Source organism: Flavobacterium aquariorum (genome assembly GCF_003254745.1).
In the GTDB taxonomy this organism is placed as follows: Bacteria; Bacteroidota; Bacteroidia; order Flavobacteriales; family Flavobacteriaceae; genus Flavobacterium; species Flavobacterium aquariorum.
In genome coordinates this window covers 1-25,686 of the sequence record NZ_QKXH01000016.1, presented here as the reverse complement: position 1 = coordinate 25,686, position 25,686 = coordinate 1, and the positions used below count along the sequence as shown (strand labels likewise).

Here is a 25,686-nt window from a genome sequence, read left to right as displayed (position 1 = left end):
GTTACACCAAAAACAAAAGCTACTATAATAAGAGTTTAATTAATAACTATATAAATATTTACAATGAAATCGATTACAATTAAAGGATCAGAAAGAGAAAGCGTGGGCAAAGTAGCTACTAAAGCCTTACGTAATGCTGGATTGGTTCCTTGCGTATTATACGGAGGAAGTCAAGCAGTTCATTTTTCAGCGGAAGTTATAGCTTTCAAGAACTTGGTTTACACTCCAAACGCACACACAGTTGTGATTGAACTTGGAAATGGAAAAACTTTCAACGCTGTTTTACAAGATATTCAGGTTCACCCGGTATCTGACAAAATTTTACATATTGACTTCTTTCAAATCTTTGATGACAAAGAAATCACTATTGAAGTTCCAGTAAAAATCGTTGGTAACTCTAAAGGAGTTATGGCAGGTGGAGATTTACGTTTGAACAACCGTAAATTAAAAGTTAAAGCTTTACCAAAAAATCTTCCAGATTTCGTTGAAGCTGACATTACACCTCTTGACATGGGTAACAAATTATACGTTACTAAAGTGCCAACTCCAAACTTCAAAATCATGCACCCAGACAATACAGTAATTTGTCAAGTGAAGATCTCTCGTGCGGCTATGAAAGCAGCTCAAGAAGCAGCAAAAGCAGCAAAAGCTCCTGCAAAAAAGAAAAAATAATACTTTTTCAATCTATATCAAAAGCATCAGTTTCACAACTGGTGCTTTTTTTTTGATTTCAAGAAAAAGATCAGTTATAAAAATAATTTGGAGCAGCACATTTGATTTTTTTAAAGACAATCAGTCCCGCTATTCGTTTCAATCTTTTTGTCTCGTCTTTAGGGACGAGACAAAAAGGATTTTCACTTCTATCGGGGCTAGTCCAGATGTTTTCTTTTTCAATCAATCCAACAATCTGATAATCGAATTAAAACTTTTGCAAACATTTTCAAATTATCTCATTTTCAAATTGACAAATTAGCCAATTAGTTTATTTTTGCAGCATGATAAAATGGATACAAAACCTGTTTTCATCACCAAAAACAGAAGAGAACACAGATAACATGAAACAGGAGGTTCACGAACACCAAAAAACAAATAAAAACGTGAGTAAGAAATTTTTAATCGTAGGCCTTGGTAACATCGGATCCGAATATGTAAACACCCGACATAACATTGGTTTCAAAGTCTTGGATTTTCTAGCCAAGAAAGAAGGACTTTCATTCGAAACCGTAAAACTAGGCGCATTAGCAGAATACAAATTTAAAGGAAGAACCTTTTTACTACTTAAACCTAATACCTACATGAATCTAAGCGGTAAAGCTGTAAAATACTGGATGGACAAAGAAAACATTCCGCTAGAAAACATCTTTGTCATTACCGATGATTTAAATCTTTCGTTCGGAACCATTCGTATCCGTAAAAAAGGCAGCGATGGAGGCCACAATGGACTCAAAAATATCAATCTCGTTCTGAACACACAAGAATACACCCGCTTTAGATTTGGGATCAGCGATGAATTCAAAAAAGGACAGCAGGTCGATTATGTACTTGGAGATTGGGATGACAACGAAAAAGCTAAACTTCCTGAAAGACTGGAACTCGCTTCCGAAATCATTAAATCTTTCGGAACGGCAGGACTGGAAAACACCATGACCACTTTTAACGGAAAATAAAAGAAATTAAAAAGGGAGACATTCAAATGTCTCCCTTTTTAGTTTATAAGTTTAAAAAATCTATTCAACAATAATCTTAGAAACACCTTTTCTATCTCCATCTATAACAGTAACGATATAAGTCCCCGCTGATGCGTTCTTCAATTGAATATTTTGATTGAAATCTCCGGTGTTTTCAAACTCCTTCTGGTATATTTTTCGGCCTAACATATCCGTTACAAAAACCTTGATGGCCGCAGTATTGGGACTTGAAAAACGAATATTAAAATCTCCTTTATTCGGATTAGGATACAACACAAAATCATTAATTTCAAAACTTGGCGTTGCCAGAGTCGCATAAGAACTTGAACAAATTTGTATAGATGCCGAATTAATTGTACCAGTATCATTAGCGTTAGTATCTCTAAATCGCAGCGTCCATGTTCCTCCAGGATTTTCACCATTAAAAGCAGACAAAACTCCCGCCGGAACAACCGTTTGACTCGCAGTTGAACCACAATTCAAAGCACCACCCAGATCATCATAAGTCAAAACCAAACTACTATCGGTAGCACCACAAGACTTATCAAACAATTTCACAATAGTTCCTTTTGGACTCTTCAATTCAATTTGAACATCGGAAATATAAGTATGGGTAAAATTAACACTAAAATTAACATCGGTAATTTCCGAAGTTGATGCAGGGACCACAATAGTTTTCTCAGTGTAAGTAGCTACATTGTCAGGTATAGAATATGGGCTTGCAAAAGCATAGGAATTGCAAGAAGTCGCCACACTATACCCCAAAGCAAAAGTTTTACCATTTATGGCATAAAAAACATTGGCTGTAGGTTCTACCAAAATCCTACAATTCTTGGCAGCCGTTGTCGGTGCAGTAATCACTTCAGAACCATCGTTTGGTGTATTGGTTGCCAAAAAAGTTGGAAAAGTCAAACCTCCATCAGTAGACAACTTAATATTCACATTGGCCGCCCCTGCTAACAAGTTCGAGCTATTAACACTCCAAGTTATCGTTTGTGAAGAACCCAACACCCAACTGGCGTCAGAAGTATTTTGCGAAGTTACTGCAAATGGCCCTTTATTTCCATCAACAGCAAGTATCATCCCGTCCGAATTGGTTTGCGCAAAACCTGAAACTGCATTATCTCGTGCAGTGAAAACAAAACTCAAATCTCTTGTCACAGATGGAAGTGCTTCCCAGGTAGTGACCAATTGACCCGCTAATACTTTACCAAGAGCTGGAAAATAACGATTGGTTGCACTACTTGGCAAAAATGACCTGAAATTAGGACCATTGGTTTTTGTCGCATAAGCAATACTATTTGCATCACTTTCACTGTTTGTGGCCGAGTCATTTTGTTCCCAACAATACGTTATTGTATTTCCGTTAGGATCTGAAGCTGTGCCTTTCAAAACAAAAGGAGTACTTTTTGGAATAGTATAGTCTGACCCAGCATTGGCCGTTGGCGTTTGATTAGTCAACATAGTACTAACTGGACATGATTTGGTTGATAAATTACTCTGAATTTGAGAAATACTGGCATAGGAAAAATAATCATCCGATTGACTTTGAATATCATAATTGGTAATTCCTGCATAACCCATAATAGTTGAGCCACTCCCAGGTTCCACGCTTGTTCCTGTTCCTTCTACAGTATACGAAAATGTGTGTGTTGCCCCTATTTGATGACCCATTTCGTGAGCCACAAAATCAATATCGAAAGAATCACCTTCTGGTTTACTGTCGGATGGTGAAGTATAAGCACTTCCTTTTCCCGCCGTATAAACGGGTGTTGAGTCTGTATTTGTCAATACATCACAAACACAGCCAATACAGCCTGCATCCCCGCCTCCACCAGAGCCACCAAATAAATGTCCAATATCATAATTGGCTTCACCTATTTTGGTGGTAATTGTTTTTTGTACTTCTTCATTCCAAGTTCCGGGACAGTCATTTCCAGTACAACCAGCAACTACCTCTACACCTTTGGCCGCATCTGAATATGGATCTGTAGCGGGATTGGTGAAAATTATATCAGTATCATTGGCAATAATTATCAATTTGACAGCCAAGTCTCTATTAAAAACCCCATTTACCCTTGTCATTGTTGCATTCATTCCATCCAATGCGCCAGTAACTGTACCACCGAAATATTGGGCATATTCACCGGTACAAGAAAGCGCCAATCGCATGGTTTTAAAAACACCATTACTTGATTTTACTTGAATCGTTTTCTTCGTCAAATCTCTACTTAAAACAACATCAACCGTTTTACAGACTAAAGGCAAGCTTCCTTTGGTTCTTTTCTTGGAACTCGAAACCACATACATTGATTTATTTTTCTCTAGGGGTTCAATAAATTCAGAATCGCTGTCTCCTCTTAAAATCATGGTTTGAATACCGCTTGGCGAAACACTAAAATTAATGAACGCTTTTGGATCTGTAATTCCCGTTCCGGAATAGGCACGAATTTCAGGATATTTTGCTTGCAATTCGGGAGCAAAATTAGAAGATTCCACAACATTGAATTGCTCTATTTTTCCAACACTATTCGGAATTGCAACAGCTATACTTTTTTTCGATGATGCATCAGAATGAAGTATCTTAAGTGATTGTTTGAATTCAGCTACATCTAAGCTATACAAAAGTTGATCCTCCAATCCCAGATCTTCCTCTTGTTTTTGAGAAATCCCTCTTTGCGAAGAACCCAACATTGTCCAAGACGATTTGGCTTGTGAAAACCCTACAAAACTAACGGCTAATAAGCCTAAACAAAATAGTATTCTATTCATATGCTGACAGTATTTTTTCTATGAAATATTACATTCTCATAATTTCAATTTTATTAATTTCTCCTTCCCACTATTTTACTTTGAAATCCGATAACCCAAACCCATAGCAAGGAGACAAAGTAAATTCAATTGAATCCAATTTTCGATTATATTATTTCAAAATCGATACACAAAATTAGTTCATTTACAATGGAATATACAACGATTTAAAAAACGATTTGAAAATCATAACAATTACAGCAAGCTATAAAGCATAATTTGAAGATTTATTAACATAAAGAACATTACAATTAATAAAAATAGAAACTTCTTATTCTTCTTTTTAAAATAGATAGTATAAATTTGCAAAATATTTAAAAATAGGTACTTTGAAAATTTTTCATTCTATAAACGATTTCCAAGTTGCATCTGGGGGAAATGCAAAAAAAACAATTCTTACGTTAGGAACCTTTGATGGCGTTCATTTTGGCCATAAAAAAATACTGGAAAAAGTTACTCAAAGCACTGAAAACGAAAAATATGAAAGTCTTGTACTTACTTTTTTTCCTCATCCTCGTATGGTATTACAAGAGGATTCGGATATAAAATTACTCAATACTATAGCTGAGAAAATAGAACTACTGGATAAAATCGGGATTCAAAACTTAGTTATTCATCCCTTTGACGAAAGTTTTTCCAGATTGACCGCCGAGGAATTTGTAAAAAACATACTTGTAGATAAATTCCATATCCATAAAATAATTATCGGTCACGATCATCGATTTGGCCGAAATAGAACTGCCAATATTGATGATTTAAAAGCTTTTGGAAAACAATATGATTTTGAAGTTGAAGAAATTTCGGCTCAAGAAATCAAAGAAGTATCCGTAAGTTCGACAAAAATAAGACAAGCTTTAATAGACGGAAATGTAGCTTTGGCTAATGAATATCTTGGTTATAATTATTCTTTAACCGGAATCATTATAAAAGGAAAACAACTAGGGAGAACTATTGGGTTTCCTACTGCCAATTTAAAACTGGATGAAAATTTCAAACTAATTCCTAAAAACGGAGTTTACATTGTAAAAAGCACTATTAACTCAAAAACTGTTTTGGGAATGATGAACATAGGTCTCAACCCTACTGTTGATGGGAAGAATCAAACCATCGAAATCAATTATTTTGATTTTAATGAAGATTTATACGACCGGAAAATCACAGTTTCCATATTGGAAAGAATCCGCTCTGAAGTAAAATTTGATTCGGTTGGGCATTTAAAAGAACAATTGGAAAAGGACAGAAATACAGCTATGGCTTATTTTGAAAAGCATTAAAACTTCCATTTACTTTAAGAATTAAAACACTCAATTTAGGCAAGACCAATCTAAGATATTAGTTGAGAAAACAAACTAAACGTATTGGTCTCGAGTGAGGGATAAGAGCAAGCTACCAAAGTAGCGCGGATAGCCCGACAGCATAAAGCAAAGGGGACAAATCATCTTGACGATGATTTGTCCCCTTTGCTTTATGGTGGCACTCCCACACGAGCTTTAGCGAACTGACGCAGTAAACGATATTGGAGACAAATAATTCAGATTACTTTTCTATAAATGCGGACAAAAAACTCTTCCACTTTTATTTACATCATTTTCGTTTATTTTTTGTAAATTTATGTCAATATATCTGAATGCCAAATACATATTGATTTTTAACTTTTAAAAAACTAAGCCATGAAAGTAAAAAAAGAAATTAAAAACGGATTCTTCATCTTTATATCAATAGCCACCTATTTTCTTTTAATGGAATTTTTAGGTTTATCCGATATTTTCTATTTAAGATTGGTGAATGTATTCTTCGTTATTTATGCGGTAAATGACACGTTGCGTTCAAGGGTTTCTCATGGCAAAAGAAAATTTGTACCCAACATCTTGGCTGCCTTAACCACATGTATAATCGGTGTCGTTTTATCTATTGTAGGATTACTTGTTTACAGCTATATGAGAGGTGGTGAGGCCTATATCCATACTTTATCGGAGAGTTTTTTATTCGGTGGTCATCCGTCCATCAATATGTATTGTTTTTCATTGTTTTTCGAAGGAATTGCCTCGTCAGTAATAGTAACTTTGCTATTAATACTTTACTATAACGACAAATTCATAGCCGATTAAACTTCTTTTTTCAAACTATTCACAACAAGTCTTTTTAAGGCCCAGTACATTGCTTCTTTAGAACAATTTGATTACTTTTGAGGCATCAAAATAAAGGATCGATGAGTATCACAAAACACAACTGGACGAAAGAAGAAATTATTGCTATTTATAACAAACCTATGATGGATTTGCTTTTTGAAGCAGCTACAATCCATCGGGAGCATCACGATCCAAACGTGGTTCAGGTTTCTACTTTGGTTTCCATTAAAACTGGCGGCTGTTCTGAAGATTGTGGTTATTGTCCACAAGCTGCGAGATACAACACTGGTGTAGAAGGAAATAATTTAATGTCCGTAAACCAAGTAAAAGCACAAGCGCTTCAAGCCAAATCAGGAGGCTCTTCCCGTGTATGTATGGGAGCCGCTTGGAGAAATGTAAAGGATGGCCCTGAATTTGACCAAGTTTTGGAAATGGTTCGTACCATTAACAAAATGGACATGGAAGTATGCTGTACCTTGGGTATGATTACCGAGAACCAAGCACAGCGATTGGCAGAGGCAGGTCTTTATGCTTACAATCATAACTTAGACACTTCAGAGGATTATTACAAAGAAGTTATCTCAACTCGTGGATTCGAAGATCGCTTGCAAACTATAGAAAACGTTCGTAAAACAAGCGTTACGGTTTGTAGCGGTGGAATTATTGGAATGGGAGAAAGCATAGAGGACAGAGCGGGAATGCTTGTGGCTCTTTCGACTTTGAACCCTCAGCCAGAATCGGTACCAATCAATGCTTTGGTAGCCGTGGAAGGAACTCCGATGGAAAATGAAAAACCAGTGGAAATTTGGGAAATGATTAGAATGGTTGCTACCACTAGAATTGTAATGCCAAACACACAAGTTCGTTTATCGGCAGGAAGAATGAATATGAGCCGTGAAGGACAGGCGATGTGTTTCTTTGCCGGAGCCAACTCTATTTTTGCCGGAGACAAATTACTAACAACTCCAAATCCCGACGTTAATGAAGACATGAAAATGTTTGATTTATTGGGTTTAAAGCCTCAAAAACCATTTAAAAAAGCAGCGCAGCGACCAACTGTTGAAGCGGTAGATTCACAATTTGAATCACTAGGTGAAAAACCAAAATGGACTAGACCAGGCCATACGATTGAAAAAAACTTGGAAGCATCCATAAAAGGAAAATAAATCTTTTTATCTGAATAGTAAAACCCCATTTTCGACTCGAAAATGGGGTTTTTTAGTTATTATAACTTAAAAAATTATCTTATCTGTTCGACTGACCTTATTGCCAAAAACCGTTTTTACAATTAAAATTTGGTTTTTTGGAGTTAAATCTGAAATAACAAATTGCTCTTTCTCGATATTATCCTTTTCATAAAGCAATCTTCCTCTCAAATCAAAAACCAATACTTTATCAATAATTCCGTTAAACGAATTGAATTTTATTTGATGATCATTGACAGACACAATAATTGATTTATCTTTTTTGTCGAAAGATGGATTTTCCAATGTTGGATCCAAACCACTCACTGGAGGTGTTACAACAACTGTTTGATCTACGTTCACAGGAGGCATTACAACAATCCGTGGTCCTACAACTACGGGAGGTGTTACAATAATCGGCAGATCTACCACAAGAGGAGGCTCTACAACTACAGGAGGCGTTACAACAACCGGTGGAACAACCACAACTGGAGGGTCTACAACTACAGGAGGCTCAACTACAACAGGAGGAGTTACGACTGGCGTATTATCTTTGTAACGTAACACAAAACGATCATTGAAAGTTCCAATACCTGTACTAAATGAATACGGCCCGTCCTTTAAATTATGAATGACATTGGTTACTTTATCTTCAACAAAAACAGGTTGAGTGGCCAAAACCCCGTCCACTTCATCAATGCTTATCGCAAAAGTTCCTTCGATAGTTGTTCTATAACCCAATGGCACTTCATCCGCTTTGTCAAATGGAACGGCACGACCCTGAATCACAAAATTTGTGTTTTCATTGATGCTGTAAAAATCAATGTATTTGTTGCTGCCTTGCGATTTTCCGTCAAAAACACTATCAAAACCATTGGTTGCACCAGTGGCATAACCCACCAGCATTTGCTTGAAAGCCCCTTCTGTATTGGTTAAATTTAACCAAACACGGTGTTTCTCAATAGCAATGGTTTTCGATTTTGTCCCTTTAAAAAATTGACCGTTTTTGCCTGCAATACCCACTCTCATGCCGTTATTGAAAACAACAGATCCTGTTCCTGCAGCACTTTTCACAAAGAAAGATTGTCCCGCCGCTATATAGCCTAAAGGCTTATTAACAATTTGTTCTTCTCCTGAATCCATAATACCATTCCCGTTTGCATCAACAAAATTACCGCTGGTTCCGACTCCTCCTAAATAATTATAAGAAGCATAGTCCGTTCCAGAATATTTCAAGTTGGTAATAGCTGAACTGTGCGTCCAAAAACGAATAGTTCCCTCTAGCTTAGGATTATTGATACTGTTTTCCAATAAAAAGGCATCGGCGCTCATAGCCGATGGATACGGATTACCAATCAGATTGCTATACCCCGTCGGATCAATCGGCAAAGTGTAAACTCCATTATTAGGAACTCCTTCAAACTGCACAGGCTGAATATAGGTAGGATTGATTGGATTTGTCCAAAATTGCGGTTTCGGAACACGAATAATAAATCCTTTTCCTGAAGGGTTCATGGTGTTTGTAGCCGGCTCAACTACCCATTTATTCATCGAATAACTCATGTATTTGTCCGATAAAGTATTTGGAGACAAAACATTCAAAACTTGATCCTGTACAGGCGACGACCAATACGTATAATCAAAATTCTTCATCGGCGTAGTTTCTCGCTTATAAATAATTCTTCCCGTATTCACGGCGGCATCATTCTCCTGTATTAAACTAGAATTGTTCTCGAAAGTCAGTATACCGCCACCCATCACATCCAATCCATTTTCAAGCTTTAAAACAGCACCAGAATCAACATTCACAGCAACACCAGAATCTATTTGACAAGAACAAGCTTCTAAAATAGTGCTTACATTAAAATTACTTGAAAACCGTACGTTCTTAGTCGCATCAGGAATACCATTTGACCATGTCCCATTATAAATAGTTTCTGGTGGTGCTACTTTTATAGTATTAGAATAACTACTTGTGGCACAACCATTGGCTGTGCGTAGCCGCACATAATAAATCCCCCCAACAGCCAAAGCATGAACGCTTTCAGATAAAGCATCACCTAAGTCTTTATTTTGATACCCTGCAAGGCAATTCATAAAACCAGAATCAGTAGCCACATCAATAAAATAATTCGAAGCTTGTAAAGAAGCTGACCAATTCAACGCAAAAGAAGTGGATGAACAGCTAAGGCTTATTTCTGGCAATATAGGTATTTGTGGATCTGCACAAGAAATAACACCATTGAATTGGAAATCATTAATACTAAAAGCTCCCGTTCCAGTAATGGCGCCCCAACCATACAATCTGAAGGTAATAGGAGAAACTACATTTTGAAAATTTACATCTGATAAAGAAACTGTTGAACCAGTTGCTGTAACTACACCTATATCTGATGCAAAATTATCTAGACTGGAACGAAAAGCAAAAAGTGTGGGACCATTGAAAGAAATTTGGCCTGTGTATACAAAACTAATAAAATCAATTTTTTTATCTGTATTTGGAATTATTGTAAATTCAAAATAAGCATTAGGATCCAACGCATCTGATCTCCAGCTTCTAGCATCGTATCTATTATTCGAATTAATACCATATATTCCAGTACCTCTACCAATACCGCTGACCGCAATATTGGGATCTACAATTTGTCCACTAATATAAGGATTTGATTCATCAGGATTGACTCCATTGATAGAGTTTTGAAATATCGATTGTCCAAAAATTAAAATAGGTGAAAAAATAAAAATCAGGAAAACAAAAAATTTTTTTTTCATAAACATAATATTGAGTTAGTCCCATAAAACAATAACAGAATACTAAAATAAGAATTATATTATAATGTGATAATTATTTTTAATTTAATTTCTTACATAAAATAAATTTTCTCTCACGCCCCAAATAAAAACATCAACTTGGTGCCTTAATCAATTTCAAATTTATTGCAATCATTAAATACTAAAATAAAAAAATCCCACTCTGAATAACCAAAATGGGATTTTTAAAAAACTTATATTATGAATTAATTTTGAAAAATAATTTCTTTCGTTACCCATTTTCCGTTTGTCAATTGCGTGACAACAATTAAAAACTGATCGCTAGAATTGAGATCTTGCACTATAAATTCATTACTATTGACATGGTCATTTTCATAAAGCAATCTTCCTCTTAGGTCATAAACCATTACCATCACCATCGTTTCATCAAATGAATTGATTTTTATTTGATGATTTTTTACAGAAACTACAACTGCTTTTTCCTTTTTATCAAAAGATGGATTTTCCAATGTTGGATCCAAACCACTTACCGGAGGTACTTCTATCACGGGTGGATTTACAACTACAGGAGGCGTTACCACCACTGGTGGAGCAATCACTATAGGTGGATCTACAACGACGGGTGGTGTTACAACAATCGGTGGATCTACAACTACAGGAGGCGTTACAACGACGGGCGGCGTTACCACCACTGGAGGACCTACAACGACGGGCGGCGTTACCACCACTGGAGGACCTACAACTACAGGAGGCGTTACCACCACTGGTGGAGCAATCACTATAGGTGGATCTACAACGATGGGTGGTGTTACAACCACTGGTGGATCTACAACTACAGGAGGCGTTACAACGACGGGCGGTGTTACTACCACTGGTGGAGCAATCACTACTGGAGGATCTACAACTACAGGAGGCGTTACAACAACCGGTGGAACAACCACAACTGGAGGGTCTACAACTACAGGAGGCTCAACTACAACAGGAGGAGTTACGACTGGCGTATTATCTTTGTAACGTAACACAAAACGATCATTGAAAGTTCCAATACCTGTACTAAATGAATACGGCCCGTCCTTTAAATTATGAATGACATTGTTTAATTTGTCTTCAACAAAAACAGGCTGTGTGGCCAGAACTCCGTCTACTTTATCAATGCTTATCACAAAAGTTCCTTCTAACGTCGATTTATAACCCAATGGCACTTTGTCCGTTTTGTCAAATGGAACAGCACGTCCTTGTATAATATAATTGGCATTGTTATTAATACTGTAAAAATCAACGTACTTATAACTGCTACTAGCTGCCCCGTCATAAGCATTATCGGCTCCATTGGTAGCACCTGTAGCATATCCTACCAGCAATTCTTTGAAAGCTCCTTCTGTATTGCTTAAACTCAACCAAACGCGATGCTTCTCAATTGAAGTCTTCTTTGATTTTGTTCCTTTAAAAAATTGAGAATTATCTCCTGAATGAATAACTACTCGCATACTATTGTTAAAAACTACGGGGCCGGCTCCAGCACTTTTTACAAAAAAAGATTGGCCTGCCGCTATATTACCGGAAGGTTGTTCGCCACCGGTAACCGCCGCTGTACCCCCTGTCAAATTATAAGAGGCATAATCCGCACCAGCATATTTTTGGTTCGCTATACTCGAACTATGCGTCCATAAACGAATGGTTCCCTCTAGCCTAGTATTATTGACACTATTTTCCATTAAAAAGTCATCGGCACTCATAACCGATGGATATGGATTCCCGATCAGGTTACTATATCCTATTGGATCAATTTGCAAAGTATATACGCCATTATTTGGAACTCCTTCAAACTGTACCGGCTGAATATAAGTAGTTGCCATAGGGTCTGGCCAAAATTGAGGCTTAGGAACACGTATAATAAATCCCTTCCCTGGACCATTCATAGTGCTTGTAGCTGGCTCAACTACCCATTTATTCATCGAGTAACTCATGTACTTATCAAATAAAGTATTCGGAGATAATACATTCAGAACTTGGTCTTTTACCGGTGATGACCAATACGTATAATCAAAATTCTTCATTGGTGTCGTTTCCCTCTTGTAAATAATTTTTCCGGTATTAACAGCACCATCATTCAACTGAATCAAACTTGCATTGTTCTCGAAAATTAAAATACCTCCATTAGTTACCGCATTGGTGATTGTCATTGTATTTCCGCTAGGGATAGTTACGGTAAAGCCAGAATTCACCTGACACGAACAACCCTGAATATCCCCAGTTAAGCTATAATTACCATTAAAAACAAGACTTTGAGATGTTGTAGGTGTTCCTGCAGACCAAGAAGAACCATTCCAAGTATTGGTAGTAGTTGCATTTATTGAAACAGCTGCAGATGACAATGATGAACAAGTGCCATTTGAAACGGTATAATAATATGTCCCTGACGATAAGCCATTCACAGTATAACTCGTTCCAGAATAGGTAATATTTCCAGGATTAAGTGTCCCAGAAACGGGTAATCCCGTTAACAAAACAGAGCCAATATTTACAGTACAGCTGGGTTGCACAATCGGACCGACTGTAGGTGCTGCAGGAATTGCATCTACGACAACCTGAACTTCATTTGAGATTATAGGACTGCCACATGCTGGTGTTGATGTACAAACTACAAACCAGGTACCCGGAGTTAAATCAACTCCTGTTGGAGTATAAGTTGATCCCGTAGCTCCTGATATATTCGTAATAGTTCCGCCTGAAACAGCACGTTTTCCCCATTGATGAGTAATTGCACCGCCACCTGTATCTGTAATTGTCAAAAGAGTTCCAGATCCATTGGCGCAAATAGATTGCCCACTGTTTGGCAGAACACTGGCAGCCGTTAAGGTAGGTGTAACGGTAACCGTACCAATTGTTGAGTTCACGGCACAACTTCCACCATTTTTTACAACTACTCTATATTGAGTAGTACTAGTCAAATTTGCAGCGGTATATGTTGTTGTGGTAATGCCTATAGGTGTAACTATGGACACAAAATTATCGGTAGATGATTCCCAACTTTGAATAACACCTGTATAGCCAGATAGTGTAAACAAAGTACTATTTGTTCCTGAACAAACCGTTGCGCTACCCCCTAAAGTTCCTCCTACACTTGAGGTAGCAACTACTGTTACAGCAAGATTTCTCACAGCGCTAGTCCCACAACTATTTACAGCCGCAACACCAATATTCCCGTTTTGTCCAGATGTACCTGTAGTCACAGTAATACTTGTGGTACCTGCACCTCCTGTTATAACCCAACCTGTTGGAACTGTCCAGTTATATGTTGAAGCATTGGTAACAGCAGCTATGCTGTAAACTTGTCCCTTCAATGAAGGACATTGAGGAGTTGTACCTGCTATAATACCCGGTTGTGCAGGTGTTGCAGGCAAAGTAGCATATGTTCCTGTAGCTGAATCTACACTGGTACCGCAACCATTTACAGCGCGAATCCTAAAATAATAAGTAATGCCTGCTGTTAGACCCGTTACATTGTAAGCTATCACATTTCCAACGTTCAAATTATTATAACCTGCTACAAAACTCGCAAAAGTATTTGAGGTAGAAACATCTAAGCGGTAGTTAGTCACATTACTCGATGCAGTCCAATTGGCTGTTAATTGATTACAAGTAGCTGCAGAACCAACTGGAGATAAAGGTGCTGCCGCTATTCCCGGACTGGTTGTTATCGAAATGACATTACTCGTATAAGTACAACCCGAAGTAGCCGTACTTGAACCAACCACAACTCTTCTATAATAAACAGTGACATTTAAAGTTGTTGTTGTAACAGCAACCGGAGTATAATTTTGTGATGTTGCTCCTGCTATATCTGTCCATGTACTATTATCTGGTGACGATTGCCATTGAAAATTGATAGTTGGATTGGCAGTCGCTCCATTATAAGTAAGTGTTCCTGTGATAGCATTCGGAGTTGTTCCACTACAAAGCAATGCAGGATTTGGAGCCGTTATTGTATTCTGACTTACAACAAAAGGAGTCAAACTAAAACCTACAACATTCCCTCCTCCATTTTCGTAATAATCAAAAACCAAATCACTATTCCCATTCAAATAGATCAAAACGCTGCCGTAAACTGTATTTCCTTGATCTTTCCAAGCATCAAAAACCAATGCACCATCCACATACAAACGAATTCCGTCATCACCATTCATTGTAGCAATATAACAACCAGCAGGTTTAGTCGATTTCATTCTATAACGCACTGCAAATTTATCCGCATAAATATTGGTTCTATTAACCCCATTACTATATGTCTTAAAACATGAGGGATCACCTCCAAAACCTTGAGCTATAGTTTCTGCACCTTCATTATAATAACCCACATAATTCGCATTTACAAAAGGGGAACTTGCTGCTAGTGCCGATGGCGATGCTCCTCCTGGGGGCACCCCTCCCGTCCAATTATAAACATGGCCCACCCATGTATTAGTTCCAACTGCTATTTGCAAATCTAAAGTATTCCCTACGCTAATTAATTTTAATTGTAAAGATCCTCCTATTGCTCCACTATTTGAACAATCGTTACTAAACAACACAACATTAATCGATCCAGAAAATGTAGCCTTCCAAGTAATCGACGTTCCTGTTGGCGCCGATGAAAATGCCGTCGGGCTTACATTGTTATTGGTTGAAGCATCCAAAATATTTAAACTTTCATTAAGCCCAGAAAAAACATCCCCTACAGAAAAAGTATACGTAAAACCCTGAACCACATCAAGAGTAACATATTGTCCTGAATTAACAGAGGCCGTTGCAATAGTATTTAAAGTTGGGCTGTCTACGCATATTTGATAAGTTCCTGCCGATGTTGTAGGCACAAAAGCGGATGTTGTAAAAGATATAGTTCCTGAGCTCGCCGTCGTATTACATCCATTCATAGCACGAACTCTATAATAATAAGTAGCAGCCGGAGGTAAATTAGTAATAGTGTAAGTAGTTACATTACCAACATTTAAATTAGAATAAGAAGGCAAAATAATGGTAAAACCAGAATCTGTAGCCACATCTAATAAATAACTCGATGCGTTAGTAGATGCTGACCAATTGGCAACGACTTGAGAACAGGTTACGCCAGAAACTGTATTGGCTACAGGAACTGTCAAAGTTCCCACTGGACTTGTAGTAACAACAATTGAATTACTATTATAAACACAACTTGAGGCTGTTGCCGCTACTGCCGAAACAACTCGCCTATAATAAACGGGCACATTCAAAGTTGTTGTGGTAGTGGCTGGCGGTGAATAATCTTCTGATGTAGCTCCTGCAATATTGCTCCACGTAACATTATCTGACGAAGATTGCCATTGAAAATTTATTGTTGGGTTAACCGTTGCTCCATTATAAATAAAAGAGCTTCCATCAATTACACCAGGTGCAAAACCGCTACAAACTGAAGAAGGTGTTGGCCCAGTTATTGAATTGGTACTCGCTACAAATGGCACCATTGTAAAATTTACATCATTACTTCCGTTTTTTTCATAATATTCAAGCAACAGATCACTATGACCATTCAAATACACCAAAATATTATCATAAGTAGTGGCCGATTGCTGTACCCATCTATCAAAAACCTTAACACCATCCACTGTCAAACGAACTCCATCATCTCCTCTTACAGTCACCAAATAACATCCTGTTAATGTAGATTGCATTCTATATTTAACCGCAAAAGTATCTGTTCTAAGGCTGGCCGGAACATCATTGGCCGTATATGGAAAACACACATCGTTACCTCCATAATTTTGAATAAAATTTTGTGTTCCTACATTAAAATATCCTAGATAATTGCCAAAAGCATTAGCATCACTAGGAGGTGAAGCTACTGCATTCGAAAAATTATAAAGATGACCTACCCAACTATCGATTCCATAAGTAGCTGGAGAATCGGATATGTCATTTCCGCCGGTATAAGTTATAGTAATCGTATCAGCACTCGAACTTGATGCACAGCTATTACCATTATTATTGAATTGAACATACAAAACGCCCGTAAAACTAGCGGTCCATCCTAGAGAAATGGCTGTATTATTCGCTGTTGAGATAACAGTTGCAAGACTTACTCCTGTTGCACTACTGTCAAATAAAGTTATCCTTTTTATAAATCCCAAATCGGTATTTGTCGTTTTTATAGAATATGTATAGCCTTTCGTAACATTTACAGCAACATAAGAACCCACAGTCACTCCTGTAGTAGCTACTTCACCAACATTTGGAGCAATAACTTCAGTATTATAACAAATGGACTGAACGACACCATTAAAAGGCTGATTTGCAAAAATACATTGGGCAAAACTGATGTTTTTAGATAATAATACGAAGAAAAATAAAGAAAGTAATTTTAATTTCATAGAGTGGTCTAATATGTTTTTTACTAATAAACCTACTTCCAATCAGTTGGTATTAATATTAGTAATATTGGACAAATATAAAACTAATTAGTAATGATTTATCGACAAAAACAATCTTTATTCGCTAAACAATTGTTAATTCAAAAAATAGTAAGTTTTTATTTCTTTTATAGAAATATTAAAACTCAAACGAAATACTTATTCAATTCATATATAGTTATTTAACTTGATAAAAAAAATCCCACTCTGAATAACCAGAATAGGATTTTAAAAAACTTACATTATGAATTAATTTTGAAAAATAATTTCTTTCGTCACCCATTTTCCGTTTGTCAATTGCGTGACAACAATTAAAAACTGATCGCTAGAATTAAGATCTTGCACTATAAATTCATTACTGTTTACATGATCATTTTCATAAAGCAACCTTCCTCTTAGGTCATAAACAATAACCATAACCATCGTTTCATCAAAAGAATTAATTTTTATTTGATGATTTTTTACAGAAACTATAACCGATTTCCCTTTTTTATCAAAAGATGGGTTTTCCAATGTCGGATCCAAACCAGTTACAGGAGGTATTTCTATCACGGGAGGTGTTACAACAACAGGCGGAACTACAACTACCGGTGGCGTTGAAACAATCGGTGGATCTACAACAACTGGAGGCATAACTACTACAGGAGGTTCGACTACCACCGGAGGCGTTACAACAATCGGTGGATCTACAACTACTGGAGGCGTTACAACAATAGGAGGATCTACAACTACAGGAGGAGTTACAACTACTGGAGGCGTTACAACAATAGGAGGATCTATAACAACAGGTGGCGTTACAGCAATAGGGGGATCAATCACTACAGGAGGCGTTACAACAACTGGTGGTTCTACCACTACTGGCGGCACAACTACTACAGGAGGATCAACTACCACTGGGGGTACTACAATAACCGGTGGCTCTACTACCACAGGAGGAGCTACAACTACTGGAGGTTCAACCACTACTGGAGGACCGACTACAACCGGAGGTGTTACAACTGGAGTATTATCAGTATAACGCAACACAAAACGATTATCAAAAACTCCCGCAACAGTAGTGAATGAATAGGGTCCATCCTTCAAATTATGAATAACATTGTTCAATTTATCTTCAATAAAAACAGGCTGCGTGGCCAGAACTCCGTCTACTTTATCAATGCTTATCACAAAAGTTCCTTCTAATGTCGATTTATAACCCAATGGCACTTTGTCCGTTTTGTCAAATGGGACAGCACGCCCTTGTATAATATAATTGGCATTGTTATTAATACTGTAAAAATCAACGTATTTATAACTGGTGCTAGACGCCCCGTCATAAGCATTATCGGCCCCATTAGTAGCACCTGTAGCATATCCTACCAGCAATTCTTTGAAAGCTCCTTCCGTATTGCTTAAACTCAACCAAACACGATGTTTCTCAATTGAAGTATTTTTTGATTTTGTTCCTTTAAAAAATTGAGCATTTTCTCCTGAAACGCCAACTCGCATACTATTTTTCAAGACAACAGATCCACCATCAACGCTTTTTACAAAGAAAGATTGACCGGCCGCTATATTACCTGATGGAATTACGATACCATTCCCGGTAGTCACCCCTCCTAAAATATTATAAGATGCATAATCCGCACCAGCATATTTTTGGTTCGTTATGTCGGTAGTGTGCGTCCACAATCGAATCGTTCCCTCAACTCTGGTATTTGTAACCGCGTTTTCAATTAAAAAATCATCAGCACTCATAGCCGACGGATAGGGATTCCCGATCAGGTTGCTATACCCAGTTGGATCAATTGGTAAGGTATATGCACCATTATTTGGAACTCCTTCAAACTGTACCGGTTGAATATAAGTTGTTGCCATCGGATTTGGCCAGAATTGTGGTTTTGGAACCCGAATAATAAATCCTTTCCCTGGAGGATTCATCATGCTCGCCCCAGACATTTCAACTACCCATTTGTTCATTGAATAACTCATGTATTTATCCAATAATGTATTTGGAGACAAGGTAAACAAAACTTGATCTTCCACCGGTGATGACCAATAGGTATAATCGAAATTCTTCATCGGAGCAGTTTCTCGCTTGTAGATGATTTTTCCGGTATTTAAACCCCTTGTCTCATTTACTTGGATCAAACTTGCATTGTTCTCAAAGGTTAAACTACCTGTTGGATCAACGTGCAATCCGTTTTGAATTTTTAAAATAGCAGCTGCATTCTTACCCGGTAAATATGATGGATCTAAAACTGGAACTCCAACAACCACATTTGCTGCTGGGTCAATTTGGCATGAACAGGCATTTAATTGGGTTGTTATCTTGGCGTTACCTATAAAAACAACTTTTTTGGTGCTATCCGGCATACCATTAGACCAGGTAAGTCCGCCATCTGTGGTTATAGTAATAGGCACCGAAATAGTGGCTGTATTTGAATTAGCACTAGTTCCGCAACTGCCTACAGTACGTGCTCTGACATAATAGGTTACTCCTGGCATTAATCCGTTTACAGTAGCTGAAGGCGTAGCTGATGGTGCAACAGAAACATTTTGATATCCTGTTACAAAAGTCCCAAATGAAGAATCTAGAGAAAGATCAAATCGGTAATCGGTACTATTTAGAACCGCAGCCCAAGCTTCATTAGCAGAAGTATCCGTACAGCCCAAAACCACATTGTTTAGAACTGGAGCTATCGGAGTTGCGTTCACTGTCATTGTTATAGTATTCGAAGTTGCCGGATTTCCTGTCAAACAAGGAGTCGCAGTCGATGTCATAACTACTGAAACTGCATCACCATTTGCCAAAGTGGATGTTGTATATGTAGCTGCTGTTTCCCCTGAAATTGGGGTGCCTCCTTTGTACCATTGGTACGTAGGGGCTCCTCCATTGATTGGACTGGCGGTAAAAGTTACTGAGGTCCCCGCACAAATTGTTGTTGCTGTTGAAGCTGCAATAGTCACACTTGCAGGCAAATTTGGATTTACTGTTACAGTTACCGCATTGCCATTTGTTGTACCGCAACCGTTAGTGGCATAATATCTAATCTTTTTACCATTGTCAGCAAAGGCAACCGTATAAGGCATTGTTTGATTTACAAATGATCCATTAGAAACTGCTGTTTCCAGTTGCCAGCCTGATGCCGTAACTGCTGAACCATTAACTATAACCACTGGTGCCGTTGGATTCAACGAACCACTTGAGCACAGTGCTGCTGGTGCTGAAATTGCAACAATTGTTGGCGATGCATTTACTGTAATAGTTCCTGTAGCGTTAACACCTCCACAACCGCCCATTAATGAAATGCTGTAATTAAATGTTCCTAATGCTGTTGGAGTTCCACTAATAGTGATAATATTTGATGCAAAAGATGCACTCACACCAGCTGGCAAATTTGTTGAACTCCCAATTCCTGTAAATCCACTCGTTACATGGGTTATTGGAGTTATTGCGGTATTGAAACAAACCGTTGGAGTTGATGACGCAGCTGAAACGCTTCCGCCATCAATTGTTAATAATTTTGATGTAGAAGATAAACAGCCAGTACCTACCGTATAAACTACGCTAACAACACCAGCCAATGTTCCTGTAACAACCCCAGCACCCGTAATAGTTGCTGCTCCAGATTGATTAAAAATAGACCAAGTACCATTTGAAGGATTACTTCCGCTGTTTGTAAATGTAGTGCTCGCTCCAACACAAATCGACGCTGCTCCAGAAATTGTTCCTGGATTAGAAGAATTATTACCCTTTTCTACAAAGGTAACTACATTAGAATACCCCCCAAATCCACAACTGGTTTTTGATTTTACTCTATAATAATAAGTTCCTCCACGAGCTAAACCAGTTATATTATATGCGATAACGTTCCCCACATCTAAATTTTGATAACCGCTTACATAATTTGTAAATGCATTATCTATTGCAACATCTAAATAATACCCATCTACACTAGCGTTGTTCCATTGAGCCATCCAATCATTACAATTAGCATATCCTGTATTGGCTGTAGGTATGGGTATGGATAAGGTTGTAAAACTGCCTACAGCCGAATTATCGCTCAAACCGCAAGATTCTAGGCGTCTAACTCTAAAATAATAAACCGTATTTGGTGTCAATCCAGATAAAGTTAAATTGTTTACGTTTCCGACATCTTTATTACTATAAGCTGAGACCATAGTTCCAACAGAAAATGTATTACTGGTTGCCACGTCCAAATAAAACTTTGTAGCAGAACCATCCCATCTTGCTATATAACTACACCAGCTAGCATTATCTCCTCTAATATTTGTTGGAGTAGCTATTGTCAATGTCGTAAAAGTTCCTGTGGAAGAATTATTACTTAAACAAGAAGAACCAAATGCCCTAACTCTAAAGTAATATGTAGTATTTGAAGTTAATCCAGTTAATGTTACATTATTTACATTACCCACATCTTTATTATCGTAAGCCGAAACAATAGTCCCCACATCGAATGTACTGGTCGTCGACACATCTAAATAAAACTTTGTAGCAGACCCACTCCAACTTACAACATAACCATTACAACTTGGACTCCATCCACCTAAGCTAGTTGGCGCAGCAGGTAATGGGGTTGGCGTAACTTTAACAACATTTGAATTTGAAGATGAACAACCTGACACAGTCACAATACGTCTATAATAAGTCGTTGTTGTTAATGCTGATGATGTATAATTATTTCCTGTTGCACCTGAAATATTACTAAATCCTGTTGAAGAAGAAGTTGTACTAGATTGCCATTGATAAGAATAGCCCGTACCCGTATTCCCTGTAAGAGTTGCTGTACTGCCGGAACAAATCGTCTGAGAAGCTGAAATAGTATTGACAGAACAACCATAATTACATCCATTCCCACTGGTACAATCATCTCCAGTTCCAAAAACTGTACCGCCACCCGTAACTGTTCCTGTTGTAGACAAACTGCCTGAACCATTAATTGTAGAACCATTACCAACTGTAACATTCCCATCTACGCTTACCGCTCCGTCAAACTTAACATTATTACTATTATTGCTGTTATTCAACAAACCATACACTATCATTGACGCTCCTGAATTTACAGTAACTTTAGAACCGTTTTGAAAATCTACCACCTGCGTAGATGCAGAATTACCAATTGATCCAACAGTTAAAACTGCAGGAGAATTAACAATAAGTTCACCATTATTTTTGACAGAGATACTCGCAACATTAACATTCGAATTAATTATAATAATTCCCGAAATAGAAGTCGAAGGAACTCCAGATGGGGACCAGTTTGAAGCCGTATTCCAATCTGTACCGGGACCTACAAAAGTTTGGCCATTAGTATATAATGTAAAAAATAATAAAAATGAAAAAAGAATTTTCCTAAGTAATATTCTAGTCATATAGGGGGTGGTATTTAGAATCTAATTTATTTTTGCTAATGAACCTGATTTCAATCAGTTGGTATTGCCATTAGTGGATTGCATACATTTGTATAAAGGCATGCAGAAATTTTTGCAAATATAAAACTAAAAACCACTCATTTAGTGACATATAGCATCTTTATCAGCTAAACAAATGTTAAATATGAAATTTGTAAGATTTTGTTTTTAAAAATTAATAACCCCATTCTGAATAATCAGAATGGGGTTATTAATAAAATAATACTATGAAATTAATTTTGGAAAATAATTTCTTTCGTCACCCATTTTCCGTTTGTCAATTGCGTGACAACAATTAAAAACTGATCGCTAGAATTGAGATCTTGCACTATAAATTCATTACTGTTTACATGATCATTTTCATAAAGTAACCTTCCTCTAAGGTCATAAACAATAACCATAACCATCATTTCATCAAAAGAATTAATTTTTATTTGATGATTTTTTACAGAAACTATAACCGATTTCCCTTTTTTATCAAAAGATGGGTTTTCCAATGTCGGATCCAAACCAGTTACAGGAGGTATTTCTATCACGGGAGGTGTTACAACAACAGGCGGATCTACAACGACTGGCGGTGTTACAACTACAGGAGGAGTTACAACAATAGGAGGATCTACAACTACCGGAGGCGTTACAACAACTGGTGGCTCTACCACTACTGGCGGTACAACTACTACAGGAGGCGTTACAACAACTGGTGGTTCTACCACTACTGGCGGCACAACTACTACAGGAGGATCAACTACCACTGGGGGTACTACAATAACCGGTGGCTCTACTACCACAGGAGGAGCTACAACTACTGGAGGTTCAACCACTACTGGAGGAACGACTACAACCGGCGGTGTTACAACTGGAGTATTATCAGTATAACGTAACACAAAACGATTATCAAAAACTCCCGCAACAGTAGTGAATGAATAGGGTCCATCCTTCAAATTATGAATGACATTGTTCAATTTATCTTCAATAAAAACAGGCTGCGTGGCCAGAACTCCGTCTACTTTATCAATGCTTATCACAAAAGTTCCTTCTAATGTCGATTTATAACCCAATGGAACTTTATCCGTTTTGTCAAATGGAACAGCACGTCCTTGTATAATATAATTGGCATTGTTATTAATACTGTAAAAATCAACGTATTTATAACTGCTACTAGCCGCTCCGTCATAAGCATTATCAGCCCCATTGGTAGCACCTGAAGCATATCCTACCAGCAATTCTTTGAAAGCTCCTTCCGTATTGCTTAAACTCAACCAAACGCGATGCTTCTCAATTGAAGTCTTCTTTGATTTTGTTCCTTTAAAAAATTGAGAATTATCTCCTGAATGAATAACTACTCGCATACTATTGTTAAAAACTACGGGGCCGGGTCCAGCACTTTTTACAAAAAAAGATTGGCCTGCCGCTATATTACCGGAAGGTTGTTCACCACCGGTAACCGCCGCCGTGCCCCCTGTCAAATTATAAGAGGCATAATCCGCACCAGCATATTTTTGGTTCGTTATACTCGAACTATGCGTCCATAAACGAATGGTTCCCTCTAGCCTAGTATTATTTACACTATTTTCCATTAAAAAGTCATCGGCACTCATAACCGATGGATATGGATTCCCGATTAGATTACTATACCCATTTGGATCAATTGGCAAAGTGTAAGTACCATTATTTGGAACTCCTTCAAACTGTACTGGTTGAATATAAGTTGTTGCCAGAGGATTTGGCCAGAATTGTGGCTTTGGAACCCGAATAATAAATCCTTTCCCTGGAGGATTCATCATGCTCGCCCCAGACATTTCAACTACCCATTTGTTCAATGAATAACTCATGTATTTATCCAATAATGTATTTGGAGACAAGGTATATAAAACTTGATCTTCTACCGGTGATGACCAATAGGTATAATCGAAATTCTTCATCGGTGTGGTTTCGCGTTTGTAAATGATTTTTCCAGTATTTAAACCTGTTGTCTCGTTTACTTGGATCAAACTTGCATTATTCTCAAAGGTTAAACTTCCAGCAGGATCTACATATAATCCGTTTTCAATTTTTAAAATAGCAGCTGCATTTTTATTTGGCAAATAAGATGGATCTAAAACTGGAACTCCAACAACCACATTTGCTGCTGGGTCAATTTGGCATGAACAAGCATTTAATTGGGTTGTTATCTTGGCATTACCTATAAAAACAACTTTTTTGGTGCTATCCGGAACACCATTAGACCAAGTAAGTCCGCCATCTGTGGTTATAGTAATAGGCACCGAAATAGTGGCTGTATTTGAATTCGCACTATTTCCACAACTGCTTACAGTCCGTGCTCTGGCGTAATAGGTCACCCCAGGTGTCAATCCGTTTACAGTAACTGATGGCGTAGCTGATGGTGCAACAGATAAATTTTGATACCCTGCTACAAAAGTCCCAAACAAAGGATCTAAAGAAAGATCAAATCGATAATCGGTAGCGTTTGGAACCGCAGCCCAAGCTCCATTAGCAGAAGTATCCGTACAGCCCAAAACTACATTATTTAGAACTGGAGCTATCGGAATTGCATTCACTGTCATTGTTATAGTATTCGAAGTTGCCGGATTTCCTGTCAAACAAGGAGTAGCATTCGACGTCATAACTACTGAAATGGCATCGCCATTTGCCAATGTTGTAGTAGTATAAGTAACAGCCGTTTCACCTGAAATTGGAGAAGCACCATTGTACCACTGGTATGTTGGGGTTCCGCCATTGGTCGGTGTAGCCGTAAAAGTTACCGAAGTACCTGAGCAAATTGTTGTTGATGTTGAAGCTGCAATGGATACGCTGGCGATTAAGTTTGGGTTTATTGTTACTGATTGTTGCGCAGATACTGTTCCGCCACAGCCTCCTGAAATCGTATAAATAATATCAGCAGTTCCTGATGCAACTCCTGTTACACTTCCCGAAGCATCAACTGTTGCTACTGTCGTATTACTACTGCTCCAAGATCCAGTACCACCACTTAAAACTATTGAGTTTGCTGTATAAGTTGCCGTTCCTGAAATACACAATGAACTTGTTCCTGTAACTGATGTGACACTTGCATTTGCATTCACGGTAATGGTTACAACCGATGTTGCAGTTCCACAACCACCAGTATTGCTGGCTGTGACGGTATATCCTGCAGATGCAACTGCTGTAGTTGGTGTTCCTGTTATTTGTCCTGTTGCTGCATTTAAACTTAATCCTGCCGGCAAAGCTGGACTAACCGCATAAGTAGCTGCTGGACTTCCTGCTG

At 37.8% G+C, this 25,686-nt stretch carries 10 protein-coding genes; 5 read left to right on the top strand and 5 right to left on the bottom strand.

The annotated features are described in order from the left end of the window. Nucleotides 1-63: 63 nt before the first annotated feature. Together DOS84_RS18600 and pth are read left to right on the top strand one after the other, a co-directional pair. Nucleotides 64-672, top strand: coding sequence for a 50S ribosomal protein L25/general stress protein Ctc (locus DOS84_RS18600; protein ID WP_111411608.1), 609 nt, complete (start codon nt 64-66; stop codon nt 670-672). A 323-nt stretch (nt 673-995) separates the two neighbouring features. Next, entirely contained in the window at nt 996-1,667 is a 672-nt protein-coding gene (pth, locus tag DOS84_RS18595; RefSeq protein WP_111411607.1) for an aminoacyl-tRNA hydrolase, read from the top strand. Between the two features lie 60 nt (nt 1,668-1,727). Here the strand turns inward: pth and DOS84_RS18590 are convergent, their stop codons facing one another. Beyond that, entirely contained in the window at nt 1,728-4,460 is a 2,733-nt protein-coding gene (locus tag DOS84_RS18590; RefSeq protein ID WP_111411606.1) for a zinc-dependent metalloprotease, read from the bottom strand. 368 nt (nt 4,461-4,828) lie between these two features. Here DOS84_RS18590 and DOS84_RS18585 point away from each other — a divergent pair, with 368 nt between their 5' ends. The 3 genes from DOS84_RS18585 (at nt 4,829) to bioB (ending at nt 7,794) form a co-directional block, all read left to right on the top strand. After that, a complete protein-coding gene (locus DOS84_RS18585; protein WP_111411605.1) occupies nt 4,829-5,773 on the top strand; it encodes a bifunctional riboflavin kinase/FAD synthetase in 945 nt (314 codons plus the stop codon). A 396-nt stretch (nt 5,774-6,169) separates the two neighbouring features. Beyond that, the gene (locus DOS84_RS18580) at nt 6,170-6,607 is read left to right on the top strand and encodes a hypothetical protein (RefSeq protein WP_111411604.1); all 438 of its coding nucleotides are present in this window, start codon (nt 6,170-6,172) and stop codon (nt 6,605-6,607) included. A 101-nt stretch (nt 6,608-6,708) separates the two neighbouring features. Next, nucleotides 6,709-7,794 (top strand): biotin synthase BioB, encoded by a 1,086-nt coding sequence (gene bioB / locus DOS84_RS18575; RefSeq protein ID WP_111411603.1) that lies wholly within the window; start codon nt 6,709-6,711, stop codon nt 7,792-7,794. A gap of 66 nt (nt 7,795-7,860) precedes the next feature. Here bioB and DOS84_RS19010 read toward each other — a convergent pair whose 3' ends face one another. The 4 genes from DOS84_RS19010 to DOS84_RS18555 all read right to left on the bottom strand — a co-directional run. Continuing rightward, nucleotides 7,861-10,584: a T9SS sorting signal type C domain-containing protein gene (locus DOS84_RS19010; RefSeq protein ID WP_124020667.1), complete on the bottom strand. Its 2,724-nt coding sequence runs from the start codon at nt 10,582-10,584 to the stop codon at nt 7,861-7,863. A 245-nt stretch (nt 10,585-10,829) separates the two neighbouring features. Beyond that, entirely contained in the window at nt 10,830-16,967 is a 6,138-nt protein-coding gene (locus DOS84_RS18565) for a fibronectin type III domain-containing protein (RefSeq protein ID WP_111411602.1), read from the bottom strand. Nucleotides 16,968-17,255: 288 nt separating this feature from the next. Beyond that, complete coding sequence (locus DOS84_RS18560; RefSeq protein ID WP_111411601.1) at nt 17,256-22,382, bottom strand: T9SS sorting signal type C domain-containing protein; 5,127 nt, start codon at nt 22,380-22,382, stop codon at nt 17,256-17,258. A 272-nt stretch (nt 22,383-22,654) separates the two neighbouring features. Continuing rightward, on the bottom strand, nt 22,655-25,686 hold a 3,032-nt coding region (locus DOS84_RS18555; RefSeq protein WP_124020666.1), incomplete at its 5' end, for a T9SS sorting signal type C domain-containing protein.

What these genes read in the sequence shown, in the direction of transcription:
- DOS84_RS18600 (WP_111411608.1), top strand. Translation starts at nt 64, where the DNA reads ATGAAATCGATTACAATTAAAGGATCAGAAAGAGAAAGCGTGGGCAAA.
- pth (WP_111411607.1), top strand. Translation starts at nt 996, where the DNA reads ATGATAAAATGGATACAAAACCTGTTTTCATCACCAAAAACAGAAGAG.
- DOS84_RS18590 (WP_111411606.1), bottom strand. Translation starts at nt 4,460, where the DNA reads ATGAATAGAATACTATTTTGTTTAGGCTTATTAGCCGTTAGTTTTGTA.
- DOS84_RS18580 (WP_111411604.1), top strand. Translation starts at nt 6,170, where the DNA reads ATGAAAGTAAAAAAAGAAATTAAAAACGGATTCTTCATCTTTATATCA.
- bioB (WP_111411603.1), top strand. Translation starts at nt 6,709, where the DNA reads ATGAGTATCACAAAACACAACTGGACGAAAGAAGAAATTATTGCTATT.
- DOS84_RS19010 (WP_124020667.1), bottom strand. Translation starts at nt 10,584, where the DNA reads ATGAAAAAAAAATTTTTTGTTTTCCTGATTTTTATTTTTTCACCTATT.
- DOS84_RS18565 (WP_111411602.1), bottom strand. Translation starts at nt 16,967, where the DNA reads ATGAAATTAAAATTACTTTCTTTATTTTTCTTCGTATTATTATCTAAA.
- DOS84_RS18560 (WP_111411601.1), bottom strand. Translation starts at nt 22,382, where the DNA reads ATGACTAGAATATTACTTAGGAAAATTCTTTTTTCATTTTTATTATTT.